The sequence below is a fragment of the Pseudomonas sp. BCRC 81390 genome (genome assembly GCF_030341915.1).
In the GTDB taxonomy this organism is placed as follows: domain Bacteria; phylum Pseudomonadota; class Gammaproteobacteria; order Pseudomonadales; family Pseudomonadaceae; genus Aquipseudomonas.
Window position 1 is genome coordinate 365,705 of the sequence record NZ_JATAAG010000013.1, and the last position, 21,371, is coordinate 387,075.

Consider the following 21,371-nt stretch of genomic DNA (forward strand, 5'->3'; position numbering starts at 1 on the left):
TACAAGTCGTCCAGCCGAACCTTCACACGCTGCGGGGAAGCGAGGCGCTTTTTAACTGCGGCCGCAAGCACTTGATCGTCCTCATCGGAAGACTTGCTCTCGGAGCGTCCAAGCTCTTTGCAAGCGCGGGCCTTGAGTTCATCGTCCAAGCGGTTGTTGATCGAGACCATGGCCCAGCCCTCCCTGCCAAGATGTCCGCCATTACAATACAGTTGTCCGCCTACAACCACCGCCGACCCGCTACTTCCCCTCCCCAACCGGCTCCACCCGCTGCACCACGATCTGCATATGGGTCGCCATGTCAGTCAGTATCACCTCCCCCTCCTTGTACTCCGGGGTGATCATCAGCGAGCGGATAAAATGCTCGTTGCCGCCCTCGCGCTTCTGCACGTTCTCGAACGCCACGATAATCGTGTCATTGCGCCAGTTGCTGATGTCGAAACCGCCCGCAGCAACGAACTCACTAATGTCGCGCTCGTCGTTGAACACATTGGCAGGCAGGATCAGCAAGCGGTCCTTGAGAAACACCTGGTAATACTGGCGAGGCCCCACCGGCCAGTTCTGCTCCACCACGTGCTCGATACGCCAGTGATGGACGTTGTTCTCATAAACCACGACGCGCTCGACCTTGTGCCCGTTGCAGGCAAAGAGCAAGGGCAACAGCAAAGCAGCGAACCCACTACGTATTCGACGCACATTCATTCACAAGCCTCGCTACAGCAGCGTTGAGCCATCATTTGCCAGCTTTCGCCGCCTGGCGGTTGGCCCTGCGGGTTTCCCGGTAGCCCACCAGGCGCACGCGCATTTCCCGGTAGCGCTGGCTATTGATCACCAGCAAGGCCAGCAGCCCGAACAGCAAAACCGCAACGTAGCCGCCCATGTGCGGCCGGTAAGCGTAGCTGGGCAACGCAGCCAACACGGCCAGCGCGTTCAGGCCGACCAGCCCGCGTACGCCCCAGCCATAGCCCCGCACCATGGCGATATGCGAAGCGGCGCTCAGCACCCCTGCCAGCGCCAGGGCCAGCACCGACAACGACCGGTCCGGGCTGCGCAGCCAGGTGGAGAACACCAGTGAAACACAGCCGCCAATGGCAAAGCAGGACAGCATGAACTCGGCAATGAACACGCCGAAATAACGGGAAAGGAATGCTTGCAGTTCCTGGCCATGGGTCATTCGTCAATTTCCTCATAAAGCCCCACGGCAACCGACTGCACGAAGCTACTGCTGGCAAAACCCGACAAGCCGCCAATCGAGTCCTTGATCAAGGTACGCGTGGCGTGCTGGATTTGGGTAGGGGTGAAACGCTTGATCGCGGTACCCGCCGCCTGCTTCAGCTTGAGCTGCTTGGCGGTGAGCGACGGGTGCTTGATCTGCAGCAGTTCCTCGGCCAGGGCCTTGCGCTGCTGCCGCGACAGGCTCTGGAACAGCTCTCTCCAGCCCTTGCCGGTCGCCGCTTTGCGTGCCTGCAGGAAACGCACGGTGTTCAGGCTCGATGCGCCCACACCGGCCAGCGCTACGCCGTCGAGTATGCTCATTACCGTCTGGACCGTGTCATTACTGTCGAGCCAGTCGTTCTGCCCAGGGTCGAACACTTCGTTGAACACCCGGTACCCGCCCATCATGCACTGCCCGGTCCCGGCCGCTGCGGCGGCATAACCGACTGCCGTCAACACCATGCTGGCGCCGGCAGTAAAGGGCACGGCAATGGTACCGCTGAACATGACGACCCAACCCAGGTAGGCCGACAGGCAACTCAAACTGGCGTTCACGGCCTCTGCCATCACCTTGCGCTCACGTGCGCCGGTCTGCAGCTGGGTCATGAACTGTTCAGGTGACTTGTAAGGTGGCGCCTCCTGCAGGATCACACGCTTGGGCGCGATGCTGCAGATCGGCTTGAATTCGCGCAGGACGATCACGTTGTATTGGGCATCGATGTAGACAACACCCGCGCCAACGATACCCGGGTCGGAATCGATGGCCCTGAACAACTTCTGCTGGTCGACGGTCAACAGCAGCCGCTGGCGGGCCATTTGCTGCTGGTAGCCGCCGAGCACGCCGGACATCAGGTCGGTCACGACAACTCTCCTTGATTCGAAAAGCCGCTGCGCCGGCCCACGCACGCCCCGTGCAGGTCAGGCGACCTGCCTGGGGCGGCACGTGCACCGGCGCAAGCGCAACGGAGCGTGGTTTACACGTTCGGGCAAGGCACCGGCGCCCAGTCACCCATGTCGGGGCTGCGGCACATCTTGTTGACCTGGTCGACGCCAGCATTGGCTACCTGCTGGGCCTCGGCTTTCTTGGTCGTGGCCTTCTGCAGGGTCTTCTCGGTGGCGACCGCTTCTTGCGGCACGTTCTTGTTCACCTTGACGGCCTGGGTCTTCTTCTTGCCAGTGGTGGTCTTTGGCGGTTCAGCCACGGTCGCTACGTCGGTACGCGCCACACCCACCTGCTTGAGGTCCTGCTCGTAGGCCTGGGTGTAGTTGTCGAGGTTTTCCGCGACGCGGCCGTTGACGGTGGCCAGCAGCTTGTTCGACTCCTGCAGGCCGGAGACGATCTCGGCCAGGCGCTTGCGCCCTTCGGTGTCGTTGATGCGGTTGGCCTTGCGGCCTTCGATCAGGCTGGTGAATTCACGCTGGTAGCAGCTCTGCGACGCCTTGGCATAGGCCGTGGTGCGGTCCAGGTCGGCGGCGCTCTTGTCGATGTCAGTGGCGTACGAGGCAATGCGCTGCTTGTCGTCGCTGATCTGCTTCTGGCGCTCGGTGTAGTAACCGGCCGCGCCGCCCACCAGGGCACCGCCCGCCGCACCGATGGCGGCGTTGCGGCCGCGATTGTCGCCGTCGACCAAGGCACCGGTCAGGGCACCGCCGAGGGCACCGATGACGGCGCCGGTCGCTACCGAGCGGGTCATGTCGCCGTCAGTGGCGCGCAGGTGCTGCACAGGCTCGTAGCAGCTCGGGTAGTACTCGACCTTGGTCGTGGCACCCACCTTGGACACGGGTGAGCTGGAGCAGCCCGCCATCAGGACAGTGCTGAAACCTGCGGCGAGCAGCAGGGCGGAACGGGCATGGGAAGCCGTGAAGATGGTCTTGAACATGTCACTCTCTCACGTGGGTGGTTAAAACGGGGGGCCTCATGCCACCCCGCGCTTGCGTCAGGCAGAAGCCACTACGAAGGCCGCGCCGCGGCCGATGCCAGGAGCTCCTTGAGGATCGTCGCCGGGTCGGCCCGCCGGTTCTGGCGGTACTCCCCAACGTGGCGAACGAACAGGGTCGCGCGGCTCACCAGGCTCTGGCCCAGGACCGGCTTGCGATTGAGTTCTTCCTTGACCCGCTGGAACTGCGCCTGGATCACCGCATCGGTGTAGCGCGTGCCGCTGGCCAGGTTGTCGATGTAGATCGCCACCGCGCCATCGAGCGCAGCGCGGCCGTTGTTGATGGCCGCGGCATACATGCGCACGCTGGTCTGGTCGCCACGCGCCTGGGCCTCGGCCTGGGTGTTGCGCAGGTTGGTCAGGCGGATGTTGTAGTTGTTGATGGTCTCGGCCACCAAGGCGGCAGACTGGATCAGGTTGCCGGCCGCCTCTTCGCGCTGGCGGCCGATCAGCGACACGCTGCGCTTGAGCTCTTCGTTGACCAGCCCCAGCTCGGCCTGCTGGCGCGGGTCGGTGGTGGCGGCGATGATGCTGTCCAGGCGCTTGGTCGGGTCCTCGGCGGCATCGATGTCGTCGGTCAGGCTGGCCAGGCGCCCTTGCTTCTGCCACTGCTCGAACAGTTCCTGGTAACGCGAACGGGGCGCCGACAGCGCCCCGATGGCCACCCGGAAGCCAGTGGTCTCGTTGCGCTGCTCGGTACCGTCAGCACCAAACAGCGGGTACTCGCGGCGCATGCCGGTGAACAGCGTGCCCTCGCCTTCCAGGTAGTTGCCGCCCTTGACCACGAAGCCGCCATAAGCGCCCTGCAGACGGCCAGCGTGCACCAGCTGGAACGACTCCTGGACCATTTCCGCAGCATTGCCGATCACATCGAACAGCCCCAGCGGGTTCGGCAGCCGGGTGCCGATCGGCATCAACCGTGCCGCCTGCCCGGTGCCGCCAGCCACCTGGTTGTACACCGCCCAGTCGCTGAGCGGCCCATCGCTGTCACTGCCCTGGACCTTGCGCGGGAACAACCGCCCTTCCAGTTCCTGGCGGCTTACCGCAGAACCACCACGGGCAGCGAACTCCCACTCCACTTCAGTGGGCAGGCGCACGAAACCGATCCCGCCGTCCTCGGCCTTGCTGCCCCGGCCACTGACCGGCAGCAGGTCGCGGTGATACTTGAGCAGCCAGGCGCTGTAGACCGCGACAAAGCGTTCGGCCTCGAAGCGCGACAGCTTGACCTTGGGCAGGCGCCCGGCCGCCGTGGTGTCGGGCTGGCAGGCCGGCGCCGCCTCGCCGCTGGCCAGCGACTGGGCCTGGGCCATTACCTGGGCATACTGGCGGGCGCTGACCTCGTACTTGCCAATGAAATACATCATCGGCTTGAGCGGGCCGGCCTGGTCGAGCTTGGGCAAGCCGGGGGCGACCGCCTTCTGCCACTCGGGTGACAGGTCCTGGAGGCTGAACTGGCCATTGATGAAGTCACGCCGGTAGCCGGAAATGAACGACTGCTGGTAGCCGGCCTCACCTTCGCTGAACGGGTAGCCAAGGTTGACCTCGCGGTCGTCCAGGCTGCCCTGGGCCAGTACGTAGACGCTGCGCAGCACCAGCTCGCCGCCACACGGCAGCGGCAGGCTGACGTCACCGGGCAAGGGCTTGGGGTTGTCCAGCTTGCTGGTATCGACCGCCGCTGCCGGGGCGCTGGCTGCAGCGGTGTCGACTGGCTTGGCCGGCTTGGCCGGCAGTTCCTCGGCGCCCGGCGAACAGGCCGCCAGGCCCAGCGTGGTCAGCAGCAGGGCCGCAGCCCCAAGGCGAAGTTCAGACATCACGAATTCCTTGACTGGCATCGATGCGCGTCACCCGCCAGCCGCCCACGGCAGCAGCGGCGGCGCTGGCCAGCAGCACCGCAGACAACGCAACGAAGTAATGCATCGGCAACAGGTGGCTGGCGTACTCGCCGGGCACCTGGGTGAAGATCCGGTTGAGGCCCTGCTCGGCCAGCAGGTACAGGCCGCCGGCAATCGCCGCCGCCAGCACGCCGCTGTACAGCGCCTGCAACACCACGAACAGCAGCAGCGCGGCGGTACCGAACCCCAGCAGGCGCAGCACCGCCAGCTCGCGCTGCTTGCGCTGCACTGCCGCCACTGCGCCTGCGGCGATGGCGGCCACGGCGCCGGCCACGGCGAGGCTGGTGATGATCCAGAACACCAGGTCGAGGTTGCGGCTGAGGGCTTGGACCTGGGCGATCTGCGCCGCCTGGGTCGATACCAGCCATTTGCGTTCGGCAAAATAGGCGCGCAGCGGCTCGACATCGGCCAGCCCCCGGGCATACAGGCGAAACGCCGGGTAGATTCGCCCGGCATCGTTGCCTGCAGCCTCGCCCGGCCAGCCCAGCGCTGGCACACCGCGCCCATCGCGGTAGTCCTCGACCGCTTCGAGCAGGGCCAGCGAAGCGAACAGGCCATCGCGCTCGAACGCCGCCAGCGGCAGCACCGCGGCCACCTGCAGGCGCGTCTGGCGCCACTGCACCTGGCCGGCTTGCTGGCGGCTGAAGCTGGCCAGCAACTCATCACCGGCAGCGGCTCCGAGCTTCTCGGCAGCGGTAAAACTCAAGACCACCTGCTGCAGGCCCTGCGGTGGCGGCACCTGTTGCAGCAAGGGGTCACCGGCAGCGGTTGGCAGCATCTCGACAGTCACCGCGCGCCCTTGGGCAGGCAGCAACAGCTCGGCAGTGGCAGCGATCTGCCGGGTCCGCGCAATGGCGAAGGCAACGTCCGGCCGCTGTGCCAGGGCCTGGATGAAATCGGCCTGGAAACGGCCACCGCCCAGGGGGATGATTTCGCGCACACTCGGGTCGCGTTGCAGCCGCTCGGTCAGGCTGCCAACCAGGCCGAACTTGAGCCCGAACAGCACCAGCAAGGGGGCGATCACCGCAACCAGCGCCAGCACGCTGCACGCCGACAGCCGCGCATCGTTGCGGTAGTCCTGCCAGGCCAGGCCGGCGATCAGCCACGGGCGCATCAGACGGCCTGCGCCAGGCTGGCGGTGACGCCGCCGTCGGCATCGCGCCGGCAGGCCATGCGCAGCACGTTCAGCCCGGCCCGGCGCGCCAGCGCTTCGTCATGGGTGGCGAGCACGCAGGTTACCTGGCGCGCCTGGGCCTCGCGCAGCAGCAACTGCATGACCCGCTCGGCGTTCACCGGGTCCAGCGCCGCGGTAGGCTCGTCGGCCAGCAACAACGCCGGCGCATGCGCCAGGGCCCGGGCACAGCTGACCCGCTGGCGTTGCCCCAGCGACAACGCGGCAGGCTTCTTGGCCAGCTGGTCATGCACATCCAGCGCCTCGGCCAGGCGTTCGACGCTGCCGTCCTCGCCCAGCCCCAACAGCTGCCGAGGCAGGCGGATATTGCCACGCACATCGAGGAAACCGAGCAAGCCGCCGGCCTGCAAGACATAGCCCAGCTGGCGGCTGCGCAGCGCCGCCAGCTGGTCGAGACGGCGCTGGCGCCACAGGCCAGCCACATCGGCACCAGCAAAGACGAAGCCGTCGGCGGCATCCGGCGCCAGCACCAGCGCCAGCAGGTCGAGCAAGGTACTCTTGCCGCAGCCGCTGGGGCCGACCAGTGCCACCCGTGCGCCAGCCGCCAGCTGCAGCCGATCGATCTCCAGGCTGTAGCGCTGGGCCCCCTGCCCGCGCGTCTTGCGCACCCCATGCAGGTTGATCATCACGGCAGCGTCGACAGGGGTACACGGTACAGGGCATCGCCCGGCTCGGCCTTGCCGAAGCGCACCCAGTTGGCCATGTCGTTGTGGAAGGTTTCGTACAGGCGGATCTTCGAGTCCAGTTCGTCGATGAAATCCTCTTGTTCGGCCACCGACAGCGACAACCACAGGTCTTCGGTCATGCTCAGCGACTTGCTGCGGTATGGCAGGCCTTCGAGGTATTCACCCAGCACCCCGCCCTGGGCCAGGTTGGCGCCTTTGCGCAGGGCACCCGGATCACGGCTCATGTAGGCACTGGCGCTGGCGATCTCGTTGAAGAAATCAGCGGGCGAACTGCGGGTCTTGCGCGCGGCGTCGACGATCAGCTTCAGCGACTGCTGCAGGTCATTGAGCTGCAACTTGGTCAGCATCACGCACACCTGCAGGCTCGGCAGTGCCGGGTTGGTCAGGTCGCGGTCGGCGGCCCAGGCGCTGACCAGCTGCGGCGCCTGGCTGGCAGCGTGCCGGCCGAGGAAGTCCATGTGCATGGCGTAACCGATCGCCTGCGACTTGGCCGCCAGGCTGGCGCCCGTGGCCAACTGCGGTACCGGCTGTGGCTGCTGCTCACGCACCTGGTGCGCCAGCTCGGCGAAGGTCGAGCCGATCTCGCGCACGCGCTCGCCAAAGGCGCCTACATCGCCGCCCGGCACGCCCACGTACAGGTCGCCAATTTGCGGGTTGCTGTCGGCGGTGAGTACGCGGTACTGGCTTTCGGCGGAGCCATGGTTGTTCACCCCGGCCGGGGTGCGCAGGTGCAAGGCGTAGATCTTGATCTGCTTGCTCAGCGCGGCCTGGCGAACCTCGGCCTCGTTCATCTGGGTGCTGCTGTACGGGTCGTTCTTGCGCAAGGCGCCAGCATCGCTGACCAGCAGGACGATGCGCCCGCCATAGCCCGACCAGTCCATGCCTTCCACGGCCTGCATCACCCCGGCAAAGGCATCCTCATTGAACGAGTGGCTGGAAACGCTGGTGGCCTTGACCTGCGACGCGGCCTTGAGGAAGCGCGCCGGGTCGCGGCCCTCCTCCAGGCTGACCAGGGTCTTGCTCAGGTAGTCCAGGCCCGGTGTGCGCTTGACGCTGTTGCGAAAGCCCACCAGGCCGAAGCTGACGTTGTCCAGTTCGCCGCGTGCGGCCAGTTGCGCCTGCAGTTCGCTGACCACTTGGCGCACGCGGTCGATGTAGGGTTGCATCGACACCGAGGTGTCGACCACCAGGACGATGCCGGTACGGAAGCGGTTGTCCGTCGCCAGCGCTGCGCCGGCAGCCGTGGCCGCCTGGCTGCGGGCGCTGCTGCCAGGGTCGATGGAGGCGACGTTGAGCAGCTGCACCGGCTGGCCGTCGGCGCCGAAGCTTTCCCGGTAGTCGAAGATCGGCATCAGGTAGAACTGGTTCTGTGGCACCGCGCTGGCGGCCGGCTCCAGGGCCAGCACCTGGGGTACCTGGTCGGGCTGGTTCTGCGCCTTGAGCAGGTCGGCGCGGGCCTTGCCGGTGTCGTCGAGCAGTTGCTGCAGGTCATCGACCTGGCGCATGAACATCACCGGCGAACGGCCGGAACGCTCGGTGAATTTCAGCACCAGGCTTTGCTTCCAGTCGCTGGTTTGTGCCGCCGGCAACCAGCCGTCGCGCTGGCCGCTGCTGGAGGCGCCCACTTCCAGCCATGGCTGGCCGTCGATGTCCTTGCGCTGGTACACGTACAGCACCGAGAACGCCGGCAGCGGCTCGCCCGCGCTGTCGCCGGGGCGGGCCAGCAATTGCGCTTCGGGCTTGCTCAGCACGCGTTGGAACAGGGTTTTCTTGCCTGGCATCAACAATGGCCGGCCGTCTTCGCTGGCAGCTGGCGGCGGCGCGGTTGGCGCCAGCCGGTCGCTCGCGGTTTGCGCCAGCGGCGGTTGCGCAACCGGTTGCTCATTGTCAGAGCGCAACCAGAAGACGGTCGCACCCAGCCCCAGCGCCGCGGCGATGGCCACGGCCAGTATGGCCTTGGCCGGTTTGCCCGAGGCGGGTTGCGCCGGCACGGCGGGCCGGTTCGGCTCCGGCTTTGGCGCAGGTTCAGGTGCAACGACCGGCTTTGCCGTGGCCTGCGGGATATCGATGGACACCGGTGTCAGCCCACCCAGCTCGGCCTTGCCCGCCAGCGCGACCGGCAACGGCCGGATCACCGTGCTGTCCGCGCTGGCGGCTGGCAGGCGGTCGAGTGCGGCCAGCAACGCCGCGGCATCGGTGAAGCGTTGCGCAGGGTCCTTGGCCAGCAGCCCGCGCAGGATGTCTTGGTAGCGCCCATGCTCGATGGGCAGTTCCGGCAACGGCTCGGTCAGGTGGGCCAGCGCCGTCGACAAGGCATCGGTGCCCCGGTAGGGCAGCTCGCCGACGAGGATCTCATACAGCACCACCCCAAGCGCATACAGGTCGGCGCGGCCGTCGATGTCCATGCCCCGCGCCTGCTCCGGGCTCATGTAGCTCGGGGTGCCGACAGCGAAACCGGCCTGGGTGAACTGGGTGCGGTCATCCAGCGACTTGGCGATGCCGAAATCGGAGAGCACCGCCGTGCCGTCGGCACGGAACAGGATGTTGGCCGGTTTCACGTCGCGGTGCACCAGCCCCTGGGCGTGCGCATAACCCAGCGCCTGGGCGATCTGCCGCACGTACAGCAAGCCCTGCTCAGGGGTAAGCCCGGCAGCGATGCGCTCCTTGAGGGTCCCGCTGGGCAGGTACTCCATGGCCATGTAGTACAGCTCGCCGACATTGCCGATGTCGTGGATGGTGGCAATGTGCGGATGCGCCAACCGCGCCAGGGTGCGCCCTTCGCGCAGGAAGCGCTCGCAGAAGGTAGGGTCGGCGGCAAGGCTCGCGGCCATCACCTTCAGCGCCACCTTGCGCTGCAGCGAGCGCTGGGTCGCCAGGTAGACACTGGCCATGGCGCCCTGGCCAATCTCGCTGTCGATGTCGAATCCGGGTATCTGCATGTTCAGGGTGCTCTTCAATTCGCCTTCACCACCACGGCGGTAATGTTGTCGGGGGCGCCACGGGTCAGCCCCAGGTGCACCAGGCTGCGGACCACCTGGTAGGGGTCGGCGTGGCCGAGTACGTCGGCGATCTCGTGGTCTTCGGCAGTCTTGTTCAAGCCGTCGCTGCACAGCAGGTAGGTATCGCCGGGCTGTACCTGCAGGTTCACCGCCTGCAGTTCAAGCTGGTCTTCCACGCCAATGGCGCGGGTGACGATGTTGCCGCGCGGGTGCACGCGCGCTTCGGCCTCGTTGAGCAGGCCGCTGTCCTGCAATTCCTGGACATAACTGTGGTCATGCGACAGGCGCTCGATGCGGCCATCGCGCAGGCGATACAGGCGGCTGTCACCGGCCCACAAGCCCACGGCCCGGTCGCCGCGTGCGGCCAGCAGCACCACCGTGCTGCCCATCATCGCCACGCCCCGGCGCAGGGTTTCCTCACGCACCACGCGGTTGACCCATGCCAGGGTGTCGCGCAAGGCCTGGGCGAAATCCTCCAGCCCATCGATGAGCGGCAACTGGCGCAGGCTGTCCACCGCCAGGCTGCTCACGTAGTCACCGGCGGCATGCCCGCCCATGCCGTCGGCAACGGCCCACAGGCCATCCCAGGTCAGCTCCAGGCAGGCGTCTTCGTTGATCTTGCGGACCATGCCCACATGGCTGTAGCTGGCCGCGCTGTAGTGCACACGGTTCATGCGGGTTGCGCCTCGCTGCCGAGCAGGAACGCGGCGAACTGGTCGCTGCGCGGCAGGCCCTGGCTACGCAGCAGGCCAGGGGCGATTCGCTCGCTGCCCTGCCCCCACCACAGGCTCATGCCCTGGCAGGCGCATTCGGCCAGGGCCAATGCCCGGGCCTGCGGGGTAACGCCATCCAGCCGCTGCAACCCGCCCACGGTCGCACGTGGCCCCTGCAGCAGCGGCCTGGCCTGGCTGAACGGCTGCAAGGCCGCCTCGAAACGCTCGAACGACGCACCCGCTTCCAGCGTGCCCAGCAACGCCGCTTCGACCGCTTCGAACCACTCATCGGCACCGCCGACGATGCCGGCGATCGCCACGCCGGGTTCCAGTACCTGCGCCACGCTCAGCGGAAAATACCGCCCGACCCGGTCGATGCTCGGCATCAGTACGCCGACCACCGCATCCGGGCCACACACCCCGGGTGCCAGGGCAAAGCGCCACAACGGGCTGACCAGGTAGGCCTGTAGCCAGCCCTCGCCAAGCGCCTGCTGGCTGGCCTGGATACCGGCGGCCAGCCACTGGTCCCAGGGCTGGAGGAAGGTCTGCGGCAAGCCGCGGCTGACGAAATCGCCGCGGCAGGCCAGTTTTCCGTAGAAACCGACGTCGTTCACAGATGCTCCGGCAGGCTGAAACCGCTGACCACTCGGCTGCGGAACGGGTTGAAGGCACTGCTGGCGCGCAGCTCGTAGGACACGCTGGCACCATCCACGCGCAAGCGCAGGTTGAAGCGCTCTGGCGAGTTGCCGGCCACCAGGTCGGACTGGTCGAGCAGGCGGAACCACGCCCAAGGGCCTTCCACCGTCAGCCCCGAACGGCCGCTGGCCGCGGGCGGCGCGATCGACAGGCGGACCACGCCGATGCTGTTGGGGTTGGGCCACTGCAGCGCCACCGGGCGGCTCGGGCCGTGGTCGTAACTGACTTGCTGGCCGTCGAGGTCGAGCAGGAACTGGGTGATGCTGGCGTCCATCGCCACCGGCTTGAGTTCGAAACGCACGCTTGGCTGCAGGCCGTTGCCGCTGCGGAAGAAGGCATCGCGGATGGTCGCCGCGCGCTGGAAGGTGTACAGCACGTTGCTGCCGATGCCCAGCTTCTGCGCCGCGCCCGGCTGCCAGCTCCACGGTGTGCTGGAGGTATTGACGTAGGGTTGCAGGTACTTGCGGAAGTAGTTGTCCATCACCCCGCCGACGCCGAAGAACTGGCCGAAGTCTTCCAGCGTGGCGTCACGCGAACTGCCGGCCACCAGCGGGTAGCGGCCACTGAGCGACTGGCGGTAGACATTCAGCACTTCGCTGGCCCAGGCGGCATTGAGCTGGTTGCGCACCCCGCCCATGACGATGCCGTGGGTCGAGCCGAGTACCGAGCTGACCAGGTTCTGTACCACCTTGGGCTGGCGTGCCGCGCTCAGGGCCACCCGTTGCGCCGCGGCCTGGGCCTGGTTCTTGGCCTCGCCGAGCAAGGCGTCACCGCTGGCACCGACCATGGCGCTGACCTGCACGTAGAGCGCATTGAGGTCGGTGAGCAAGCCGTCGATGGCAGCGGGCTGGCCTTCGCCACTGCCGACCAGCGTGGCCAGCTCGGCGAAGTGCGCGGTCACCGGGTCCAGCGTGCGTGCAGCGGGGCTGTCGACCGGCAGCGGCGTGTCACCGAGCAGCCCGCCAAGGCGCTGGCGCAGTTGGTCGACACCGGCCTGCTGGGCCTTGTCCTGGGCTTTGTCGAGGGTAGTCGGCTGTGCCAGGTTGGTTTCACGGGCCGCCGCCTGCAGCAGCTGCTTCATCGGCGAGGTCGGCCCGGACAGCACGCGCAACACGTCGGCGGCCTGGCCGACACTGGTGATCGGCACGAAGTCCAGGTCGTCGAGCAAGGCATCCCAGTGACGGATGTAATCCTGGTAGTAGAGCTGCTGCACATCGTCGGCCAGGCGCCGGGCATCGCCCGCCTCGCCCGACGCGCGGCCCAGTACCCAGCGCTCCTCGGCCAGGGTGGTGCTCTGTGCCAGGCTGGCGGCGAGGAATACCTGGCGGTAGCCCTGCACGGTGAACAGCCCCGGCAGCGGCTCGCTCAGCGGCTTGCCGCTCTTGAAACGAAACACCAGGGCGGCATCGCGCCCGGCAGCGTCGCTGACGCGGAAGTCGTCTACCCCGTTGGGCAGCCTCTGGCGCTTGACCCGGTCGTACACCCGCTGGGCTACCGGCAGTTGCTGCAACTGGCGACGGGTATCGTCGATCAGGCGCTGGTCCAGGCGGGCATTCGGCGGGCGTTTCTCGAACAGCGCCGCCAGGTGCTGCTCCAGGGCCTGACGCAGGTCAGGCGCCAGGTCGCGAGGCAACTGGCGTTCCCAGTCGAGGGTGATCCAGGCCTTGATGAAGTCCGGGTCGTAGTGCTCGGCATCGGCCAGCATCAGGTAGGCCTTGAGGCCTTCGTAAAGGTAATCGGATGGCCCGCCGGCATACAGCTGCTCCTCGATGCGGGTGACCAGGCGCGGGGCGAAGATGGCGATCAGCAGCTTGCGGTACAGGCTCTGCGATTCGCTTTCAAGCATGTCGCCCTGGTACAGGCCCAGGCCCTCGGCCCAGCTGGGTGGGTCGTCGGCCAGGTGGCGCACGGCGTTGAGCAGCGGCAGCACGTCGACCACGTTGCGCTGCGCGGGGCTCAGGTCTTGCACGCTTTTGCCCAGCGGCTGCAGGCGGCTGTCGACCTCGGCGATGTATTGCTGGTTGGCGCGGTAACTGAGGGTCCACAAGGTGCCGACCAACAGCACCAGCGCCACGCTCAGGGCCAGCGCCCCGCGGGCGATCCACCGGCGCCGCTGCTCCACCTTGGGGTTGCTGCCAACCAGGCCGCGCTCGGCAAAGGCCACTGCGGTAAACAGCCGCTCGATGAAATAGCTGCGCCCGCTAGCGCTCTGGCGTGCCAGGTGCGCACGGTCCAGGCCCATGCTCTGGGCCATGCTGCCGATCAGCCGGTCAATGGGGCTGCCTTCCTGGGTGCCGCTGGTGAAATACACACCGCGCAGCAACGCCCGCGCCTCGAAGGCGTTGGGCTTGAAGATGCCGTCGAGGAACAGCTTGAGGTTGCCACGCAGGGCAGCGAACTGCTGCACGAAGCCGTAGATCAGGTCGCGCCGGGCCGGGTCGCGTTCCTGTTGCAGGCGTTCGACCAGGCGCTCGCCGAGGCGCTGTTCGAGTAACCCGAACTCGTTGTCGAACTGTGCCAGCGGGCCGTCACCACCCTGTTCGAGGGTGTCCAGCGGGAACGTCATGCCCCACACCTGGGCACGCTCGTCCTTGCCCAGGTTGTCGAAGAATTCCATGAAGCCCGGCACCAGGTCGAGCTTGGTCAGCATCAGGTACACGGGGAAGCGCACGCCCAGCTGGCTGTACAGTTCCTGGATGCGCGCACGGATCGCCGCGGCATGGGCGGCGCGCTCGGCGTCGCTGCCCAGCAGCAGGTCGGACAGGCTGATGGCGATGAACGCGCCATCGATCGGGCGGCGCGAGCGCTGGGTCTTGAGCAGGTCGAGAAAGCCCAGCCAGGCCGCCTTGTCGACCTGGGCGTGGCTGTCCTGGGTGGTGTAGCGGCCGGCGGTGTCGAGCAGCACGGCCTGGTCGGTGAACCACCAGTCGCAGTTGCGCGTGCCGCCGACACCACGGATGGCGCCCTCGCCCAGTTGCGCGGCCAGCGGGAAGTGCAGGCCGGAATTGACCAGCGCGGTGGTCTTGCCCGAGCCGGGCGGGCCGATGATCACGTACCACGGCAGCTCGTACAGGTTGCGCCGTTCGTCACCGCCCAGGCGGGCTTTCTTCAGCAGGGCCAGGGCCTCGTCCATGCGCTGGCGCAGCGCCGCCAGCTCTTCGCTGGTGGCCACGCTGGCAGGGTCCGGGGCGGTCTCTGCGGCCAGGCTCTGCATGACCTTGGCCGCCTGTCGGCGTGCCTGCACGATGCGCCAGGCGCGGTAGCCGCCCCACAGGGCGAACAGCAGGATGATCAGCAACCAGCGTGGCGTGGGCGGCGCCAGCATTTCCAGCAACGGCCCGACGAACCAGATGATCAGGCTGAGGGCAAGCAGGCCCAGCAGCGGGATTACCCAGCGAATGACAAAACTGAAAAACGCCTTCACTCGACGCCCTCCGCCAGAACGGTGATTTCAACCCGGCGATTCTTCGCCCGGCCCTGCGCGGTGTCGTTCGACGCCAGCGGCTCGGTGTCGCTCAACCCTTGGGCACTGAAGCGTTCGGGTTGCCCGGTGCGCGCGGCGAGGATGCCCTTGACCTCTTCGGCGCGCGCCTGTGACAACGCCCAGTTGGACGGGAAGCGCAGCGTGGCGATGCGCTGGTTGTCGCTGTGCCCGGTGACCCGGACGTTACCCTTGACCTTGGCCAGCGCCTCGGCAATGCGCAGCATCAGCGGCTGGAAATCGCCCTTGATGCTGGCGCTGGCGCTGGCGAACAGTTCATCGCCGCGGATGGTCACCACCGAACGGTCGACCGCGTCTTCGACGGCCACCCGGCCAGCCTTGATGTCCTCGGCGAGGAACCCGGCCAGGCGCGGGCGCTCCACTGGCTTGGGCTGCAGCACCGGGCGGTCCATGGCTTGCACCGGGATTTCGCCCAGCGCGTGGATACCGCGGAACACCGGCTCGGCATCGGCGGCCAGCTTCAGGCGCAGGCCGAACAACAACAGCAACAGCAGGGCCACGGCCACCGCCAGGCCCACCCAGGGCGGCACGAACTGGGCCAGGCGGTCACGGCTGACCGCCACCCCGCGCCAGTGCGGCGAGAGCTCGCGCTCACGCTCGCCACGGGCGCTGCGGATCGCCGCCGCAGTGCGCTCACGCAGCGCTTCGAGCTGGGCGCGGCCATCGTTCATGACCCGGTAGCGGCCTTCAAAGCCGAGGCTGGTGCACAGGTACAACAGCTCCAGCAGGTTGAGGCGTTCGCGCGGGCTTTGCAGGCAGTGCTCCATCAGCTGGAACACCTTCTCACCGCCCCAGGCCTCGTTGTGCACGGTGATCAGCAAGCTCTGCCGGCTCCAGTCGCTGGCACTGCCCCACGGCGTGCTGAGCACCGCCTCGTCCAGCGCGGTACACAGCGCATAGCGCGCCAGCAGTACCTCGTTGCGCACCACCCCGGCGGCTTCGGCGCGGGTTTCGAACTGGCGCAGATAGGCCAGCAACTGCGCGCGCAGGCTGGCCGGCGCCGAGTGCGCGATGGTGTTGCGCAGGCGGGTAAGCAAGGCCAGCAACGGCCCGGCCGCCTGCTCCAGCGGGTTGAGGCCGACGCCCTGGCCAGGCGCCAGGGGCTCGGCGGGCACCTGCAATGGCGGCGGCTGCGGCGCTGCCGCGGCAGGCTGCGGGGCCGCGCGGCCACCGGGGCGCGGCATGAACTGGGTACGGTCGTTGGCCTGCGGATCGTCCGGGTGCATCGCGGGTTATCCTCGAATGGCCCAGAAGGCCAGGCTCAGGCCGGGGAACTCACCGGCGACGTAGAAGGCAAAGCCACCCGAGTGCTGCAACTGCTTCCAGTGCTCGCTGCCCCGGTCGAGTTCGAAGTAGGTGGAACCGGCATGGAACGGGATCTGCCGTGGCGCCACTGGCAACGGCAGCAGGCCGATGCCTGGCAGCTGCAGGTTGACCAGGTCGCGGATGTGCTCCACCGAACCGATCTTGCTCTGTTGGCCAAAGCGGCTGCGCAGGGTCTCGCTGGGGACGTCGGCGCGCACCACCAGGATGAAGCTGGCGCTGTCGAGCAGGCTGCGGTCGGCGAGCATGCCGACGTGGATGCCGTAGGCCTTCTCGACAATGGGAATGGCCACCGCCTTGCTGTCGATCAGCGTCGACAAGGCTTCGCGCAAGGCGGCCATCACCGGCGCGAAGGTCGCCGCCAGGTCGTCGTGCTGATAGACCGGGAAGCTGTGCGGGCGCCGGACATCGCGGGTGAAGGTGGCGAACTCGCCGGCCAGCGCCACCAGCTCGCTGTACAGCCGCTCGGGGTGCAGCGGGCTGAGCTGGTTGAGGTGTTCCACCAGCGGCTGGGCGCGGTTGACCAATTGCAGCAGCATGAAGTCGGCAATCTCCGACGCGCCGCCATTGGCCGAGGCGACCACCCTGCCAGCCAGTGCTTCGCCACGCTGGTGCAACAGGCCCAGCAACTCGCCGCAGAAAGCGGACAGCTGCTGGCTGGCCGCCACGTCGAGTACCGGCGGGATGTAGCTGTCATCCACCACCAGCGCGCGGTCGGCGCGTTTTTCGCGGATGCGCAGCATGCCCAGGGCGGCGTAGTCGCTCAGGCCGTCCTCGCTGCGCAACAGGCGCAGGGCGCGGCTGCCGAGGGCCAGCGGGGCACGGTTCTCGAACGGCGCGTTGTCGTCACGCACTTCGCTGACCCGGCTGATGTAGCGGGCGCCAGCCACGGCTTCGCCTTCATCGACGGTATCGCGGGCACCGGCCCGCTTGAGCGGCAGCCCCAGGTAAAGCACGCCGTCGCGCAGATCGTCGGGCACTTCCAGCGGTGCCGGCGGCAGGTCGTCGCGGGGGATGTCGAACGGCGTGCCGTCCGGCAGCAAGCCGCGAGCGCTGAGAATCGCCACCTTGCCCTGGGCCAGCAGGCCTTGGTCGAGCAACAGCTCGGAGAAGCCCCAGGCGGCTACGTTCAACGGGCGGCTACGGGTATCGACCAAGTGTTCGAGGTAGCGATCATGCTGTTGGAAGTGCTGGGTCGTGATGAACATGCCTTCCGACCAGACCACGCGATTGTTCCAGGACATGGGGACTCCGATTGCCTAGCGGGCAGGTTCAGGTTGTGGGGTGGCCACGGCGCTGCGCACGGCGCGCACATCGAGGCTGATCTGATAGTCGCGCGGAGGCACTGGCAGCACGCTGCGCCACTGGGCCTGGTCGATCTCGCGATAGCCGACCACCAGGCCGACCTGGCGAGTGGCGGGGTCGAGCGGGCGTTCGAGGCGCAATTGCCCGCCCGGCTGCAACAGCACTTCGTCCTGGTCGATCAGGTCGGCGCCGAGGGTGGCCTGGGCGCGCTCGGCCAATGCGAAGTAATCGGCACGGGCGAAGGCCGCGCTGTTCTTCAGCTCGTACAGGCGCACCCGTACCGGCGCAGGCGCGCCGCCAGGGCCCGGGTTGAGCCCGGCGGCGGCACTGAAATAGAGGGTCACGGCCGGGCTGGCCGGCGCCTTGTCGGCAACGGGGGCAACGGCCTCGTCCTTGCTGCAGGCACCGAGCAGCACCAGGCTCAGGGCCGCGACCAGTCGTATTGCTTTCATCCTTGTCCTCATGACGTACCGGGGTCTTCCTGGGCGTGCTCAGCTACGTTGCAAACCGCTGCTGTGGGCCTCGTAGGCGCGGGCGAATTCGCGGCCGAACAGCTCCTGGAAATCATCTTCGGCTTCGCGGGAGATTTGCCCGTAAAGCTCGGTGAACTGCTGCCAGCAGTGCGCCTGGCGCGAGCCGCCGAACAGCTTGGCCAGCCCGGCCGCAGGTGCCAGGCGCTGCTCCAGGCGTGCCGGCTGGAAACAGGCCAGCAGGTGCTTGATCGCCGCCTGCACGCCCGCCATCACTGCCAGCTGGTGGGCGCGCAAGTCATCGAAGCTCTCGCGCACGGCCTGGTCCGGCGCCAGGAACGCCTGGTTGCCGTGACGCAGCAACAGCAGCAAGGCCTCGTCGGCATTGGGGGCGAATTTCAACGGGTTGTTCTGCACCGGGGCAATGGTCGTCTGCTGCATGCGAAACTCGCCCTTCAGGCTGCTGCGCGCACGCAACACGTCGATCAGGCCCTCGACCATCAAGCGGTAGCTGCGGCCGATGGCCTCCATTTGTGCGGCGGCATCGCCGGCGTCGATGCGCAGGTGCTCGATACCAGCGCCACGCAGGAACGCCTGCAGCAACGCGTCGCTGGTCGCGGCCGCTACAGGCGCAACGGGCGTTGGCGCGACCGCTGCGCCCGCCACCGGCTGTGCAGGAGCTGCCGGTGCCACTGGCAGCGGTGGCGCTGTCGGTATCGGTGGCAAGGTCGATGCTGGCGCCGACACAGGCGCCACGGCTGGCGCCTGTGTCGGCGTCGAGCCGAGCAGGTCCCAGTCTTCCGGGATCATCCCCGGCGCTGCCGCGGCGGCTGGCGCAGGCGGGATCACCGGGGTTGGCGGGCGGAAGTCGTGTTGCTGGGCCGGTACATGGTCGGGCTGGCTGACTGGCGGCACGCTCGCGGGGCCGAGGAAGTCGAACAGGTCAGGCAGCGTGTCGTGGTTCGACGCGCCTTGCAGGAACGCTGCCGGCGCACCGGAAATCGACGGGGCGGGGACGACCGGGACCGCTACCTGGTTGGCCATCAGCGCTTCGAAACTGTGCGCCTGGGGCTCGCTGTCGTGGGTGCCCGGCAAACTCGCGTCGATGCGCGCCTGAATCTCGTACTCACCGATGCGGATCACTTCGCCATCCAGCAGCGGTTCACTGTTACCGCGACGCAAGCGAATACCGGCGCGAACTAATTCCACACCGTTGGTACTGTCATCAGTTAAATAATATCGCCCATCCTTGAACTGGATCACACAATGCCTGGCCGATACCAACCGCTCCGGGTCGGGAAGTACCCAGTCGTTGTCCGCCGAACGGCCAAGCGTGATGGCACCGGTTTCCAGCCGCATTTCCGGGCATTGCCCCGGGGTAATCTTGTGGTAACTGGTGATAGTTAGGCAAAGTGCCATCATGCCTCCTTGCATCCGTTTTAAAACGTCGATCCATCCATTCGATTGTTTACCGCAGCCACTCGAATATTGCTGCACCCCTTGATTACCGGGGGTTTCGCGCAAAGCACCGACAATACGACGGGTATGCAACGCCACTGCCGAGGCCAGCCGAAAGGAACCGGATGAGCGGTGCTCGGTTACTGCCAACGAAGTCACAAGTGACACTCGGGGGCGCGTAGCTTACCTTGACACTCGCGAATAAATAAACCATAAATGCGCAACTTCGAAGTGCCAAAACAATATCATTGTGATATCACGCCGGCACTCTTTGGAAAGTTTGTGCGTCAGTTCACACTTGCAACTTCGCACAACAACACGCCCTCACCAAGGGCCGATAGGGAGATCGAATTCTGGTGAACGCATCGCCGTTGCTCGCCGCTGTTTCCGCTGACTTCCCCTGCGGCGATGACCTCGAATATGACGCCGATTTCCTGCAACTGGAGCGTGACGCCCAGGGCCGCCCCGAGCGCGTCATGGGCGACGCCATCCAGCCTGCCGAACCGCCGCAGTGGCGCGATATCGAGCAAGCCAGCACGGCCTTGCTGCAACGCAGCAAGGACCTGCGCATTACCCATTTCCTGCTGCAGGCCAACCTGGCCCTGCACGGCCTCCCGGGGCTGGCTGCCAGCCTGGAGCTGATCCGCGACCTGCTCGGCGAGTATTGGCTGCACCTGCACCCGCAACTGGACGCCGCTGACGACAACGACCCCACGGTACGGGTCAATGCGCTGGCCGGCCTCACCTGCGACACCAATATCGCGCTGCTGCGCGATGCCGTGCTGGTGCGTTCGCGCGCCTTCGGCCCGGTCACCCTGCGCGCGGCCCTGCACGCCGCAGGCGTACAGCATTTCGCCAGCGAGCAGCTCAGCGCCGAGGAACTGGCCGCCGCCCTGCGTGACGCCGACGCCGAGCAGCTGCAACAGTGCCAGGAGGCGCTGCGGCTGGCCCGCGAGGCGGTGGACGCCATCGAAAGCCGGGTCAACGACCAGGTCGGCTCGGACCGCGGCATCGACCTGTCGGCCCTGCGCCAGCCGCTGCGCCAGGTACAGCAGGTGCTGGCTGATTACTGCCCCGACGGCGCCGGCCCGGCCCCGCAAGCCGTTGACGCGCTGCCCGCCGAGCACGCTGACCCGCAGCCGCTGATCGCCAGCGCCACCCCGGCCGCACGGCCCGCTGCCCGCCCTGGCGAAGTCAACAGCCGCGAAGACGTGCAGCAGAGCCTTGACCGCCTGCTGCAGTACTACGCCCGCCACGAGCCATCGAGCCCGCTGCCGGTGCTGCTGCACCGGGCGAAGAAACTGGTCAATGCCGATTTCGCAACCATTGTTCGCGACCTGATCCCCGATGGCTGGTCGCAATTCGAGAACCTGCGCGGCCCCGAGGACAACTGACGTCCTCGGCCCGCATCAACACCGACGCCCGCAACGAACAGCGCCGCCACACCGGCGACCAGGAGGAACAACGTGGCGAAAGACAGCTCCCAGAAATTCATCGCGCGCAACCGTGCGCCACGGGTGCAGATCGAATATGACGTCGAACTCTACGGCGCCGAGAAGAAAGTCCAGTTGCCGTTCGTCATGGGCGTGCTTTCGGACCTGGCCGGCAAGCCGGCCGAACCGCTGCCAGCAGTGGCCGAGCGCAAGTTCCTGGAAATCGACGTCGACAACTTCGATTCGCGCCTGAAGGCGATGAAGCCCCGCGTGGCCTTCAACGTGCCCAACGAACTGACCGGCGAAGGCAACCTGAACCTGGACATCACCTTCGAGAGCATGGACGACTTCAGCCCGGCCGCCGTGGCACGCAAGGTCGATGCCCTGAACCAGCTGCTGGAGGCCCGCACCCAGCTGGCCAACCTGCTGACCTACATGGACGGCAAGACCGGCGCCGAGGACATCATCCTCAAGGCAATCAAGGATCCGACCCTGCTGCAGGCCCTGGCCAGCGCGCCGAAACCCGTCGACAACGAGCCCAAGGCCTGAG

Annotated in this window: 17 protein-coding genes; 2 read left to right on the forward strand and 15 right to left on the reverse strand. The window is 67.0% G+C overall.

Going from position 1 to position 21,371, the window contains the following annotated elements:
- Nucleotides 1-240: 240 nt before the first annotated feature.
- From QSV36_RS08280 to tagH, 15 genes are all read right to left on the reverse strand, one after another.
- Entirely contained in the window at nucleotides 241-702 is a 462-nt protein-coding gene (locus tag QSV36_RS08280) for a hypothetical protein (protein ID WP_289131139.1), read from the reverse strand.
- Between the two features lie 31 nt (nucleotides 703-733).
- Nucleotides 734-1,174 carry a hypothetical protein gene (locus QSV36_RS08285; protein WP_289131140.1) on the reverse strand — a complete coding sequence of 147 codons (441 nt, stop codon included), beginning with the start codon at nucleotides 1,172-1,174 and terminating at the stop codon, nucleotides 734-736.
- A complete protein-coding gene (ssp4, locus tag QSV36_RS08290; RefSeq protein WP_289131189.1) occupies nucleotides 1,171-2,064 on the reverse strand; it encodes an Ssp4 family T6SS effector in 894 nt (297 codons plus the stop codon). Before ssp4 ends, QSV36_RS08285 begins: the two co-directional genes overlap by 4 nt.
- A gap of 125 nt (nucleotides 2,065-2,189) precedes the next feature.
- Complete coding sequence (gene tagQ / locus QSV36_RS08295; protein WP_186688038.1) at nucleotides 2,190-3,095, reverse strand: type VI secretion system-associated lipoprotein TagQ; 906 nt, start codon at nucleotides 3,093-3,095, stop codon at nucleotides 2,190-2,192.
- Between the two features lie 71 nt (nucleotides 3,096-3,166).
- Nucleotides 3,167-4,963, reverse strand: a complete 1,797-nt coding sequence (locus QSV36_RS08300) for a formylglycine-generating enzyme family protein (RefSeq protein ID WP_289131141.1) — start codon at nucleotides 4,961-4,963, stop codon at nucleotides 3,167-3,169.
- A complete protein-coding gene (locus QSV36_RS08305; protein ID WP_289131142.1) occupies nucleotides 4,956-6,158 on the reverse strand; it encodes an ABC transporter permease family protein in 1,203 nt (400 codons plus the stop codon). Before QSV36_RS08305 ends, QSV36_RS08300 begins: the two co-directional genes overlap by 8 nt.
- A complete protein-coding gene (locus QSV36_RS08310) occupies nucleotides 6,158-6,862 on the reverse strand; it encodes an ATP-binding cassette domain-containing protein (protein WP_289131143.1) in 705 nt (234 codons plus the stop codon). The genes QSV36_RS08305 and QSV36_RS08310 overlap by 1 nt, the downstream gene beginning before the upstream one ends.
- Nucleotides 6,862-9,867, reverse strand: coding sequence for a serine/threonine-protein kinase (locus QSV36_RS08315; protein ID WP_289131190.1), 3,006 nt, complete (start codon nucleotides 9,865-9,867; stop codon nucleotides 6,862-6,864). Before QSV36_RS08315 ends, QSV36_RS08310 begins: the two co-directional genes overlap by 1 nt.
- 8 nt (nucleotides 9,868-9,875) lie before the next feature.
- Nucleotides 9,876-10,595 (reverse strand): PP2C family protein-serine/threonine phosphatase, encoded by a 720-nt coding sequence (locus QSV36_RS08320; protein WP_289131144.1) that lies wholly within the window; start codon nucleotides 10,593-10,595, stop codon nucleotides 9,876-9,878.
- The gene (gene tagF / locus QSV36_RS08325; protein ID WP_289131145.1) at nucleotides 10,592-11,248 is read right to left on the reverse strand and encodes a type VI secretion system-associated protein TagF; all 657 of its coding nucleotides are present in this window, start codon (nucleotides 11,246-11,248) and stop codon (nucleotides 10,592-10,594) included. The genes QSV36_RS08320 and tagF overlap by 4 nt, the downstream gene beginning before the upstream one ends.
- A complete protein-coding gene (tssM, locus tag QSV36_RS08330; protein ID WP_289131146.1) occupies nucleotides 11,245-14,754 on the reverse strand; it encodes a type VI secretion system membrane subunit TssM in 3,510 nt (1,169 codons plus the stop codon). Before tssM ends, tagF begins: the two co-directional genes overlap by 4 nt.
- Nucleotides 14,751-16,058, reverse strand: coding sequence for a DotU family type VI secretion system protein (locus tag QSV36_RS08335; protein ID WP_289131147.1), 1,308 nt, complete (start codon nucleotides 16,056-16,058; stop codon nucleotides 14,751-14,753). The genes tssM and QSV36_RS08335 overlap by 4 nt, the downstream gene beginning before the upstream one ends.
- Nucleotides 16,059-16,064: 6 nt before the next feature.
- Nucleotides 16,065-17,399, reverse strand: coding sequence for a type VI secretion system baseplate subunit TssK (tssK, locus tag QSV36_RS08340; RefSeq protein ID WP_289131148.1), 1,335 nt, complete (start codon nucleotides 17,397-17,399; stop codon nucleotides 16,065-16,067).
- Nucleotides 17,400-17,414: 15 nt separating this feature from the next.
- A complete protein-coding gene (tssJ, locus tag QSV36_RS08345) occupies nucleotides 17,415-17,912 on the reverse strand; it encodes a type VI secretion system lipoprotein TssJ (RefSeq protein WP_170031675.1) in 498 nt (165 codons plus the stop codon).
- A gap of 39 nt (nucleotides 17,913-17,951) precedes the next feature.
- Nucleotides 17,952-19,349 carry a type VI secretion system-associated FHA domain protein TagH gene (gene tagH, locus QSV36_RS08350; RefSeq protein ID WP_289131149.1) on the reverse strand — a complete coding sequence of 466 codons (1,398 nt, stop codon included), beginning with the start codon at nucleotides 19,347-19,349 and terminating at the stop codon, nucleotides 17,952-17,954.
- Between the two features lie 395 nt (nucleotides 19,350-19,744).
- On the opposite strand from tagH, the gene tssA reads away from it, so the two are divergent.
- On the forward strand, nucleotides 19,745-20,782 hold the full coding sequence (tssA, locus tag QSV36_RS08355; protein WP_289131150.1) for a type VI secretion system protein TssA: 1,038 nt from the start codon (nucleotides 19,745-19,747) through the stop codon (nucleotides 20,780-20,782).
- Between the two features lie 72 nt (nucleotides 20,783-20,854).
- Nucleotides 20,855-21,370, forward strand: a complete 516-nt coding sequence (gene tssB, locus QSV36_RS08360) for a type VI secretion system contractile sheath small subunit (RefSeq protein WP_289131151.1) — start codon at nucleotides 20,855-20,857, stop codon at nucleotides 21,368-21,370.
- The last annotated feature ends 1 nt before the right edge of the window (nucleotide 21,371 follow it).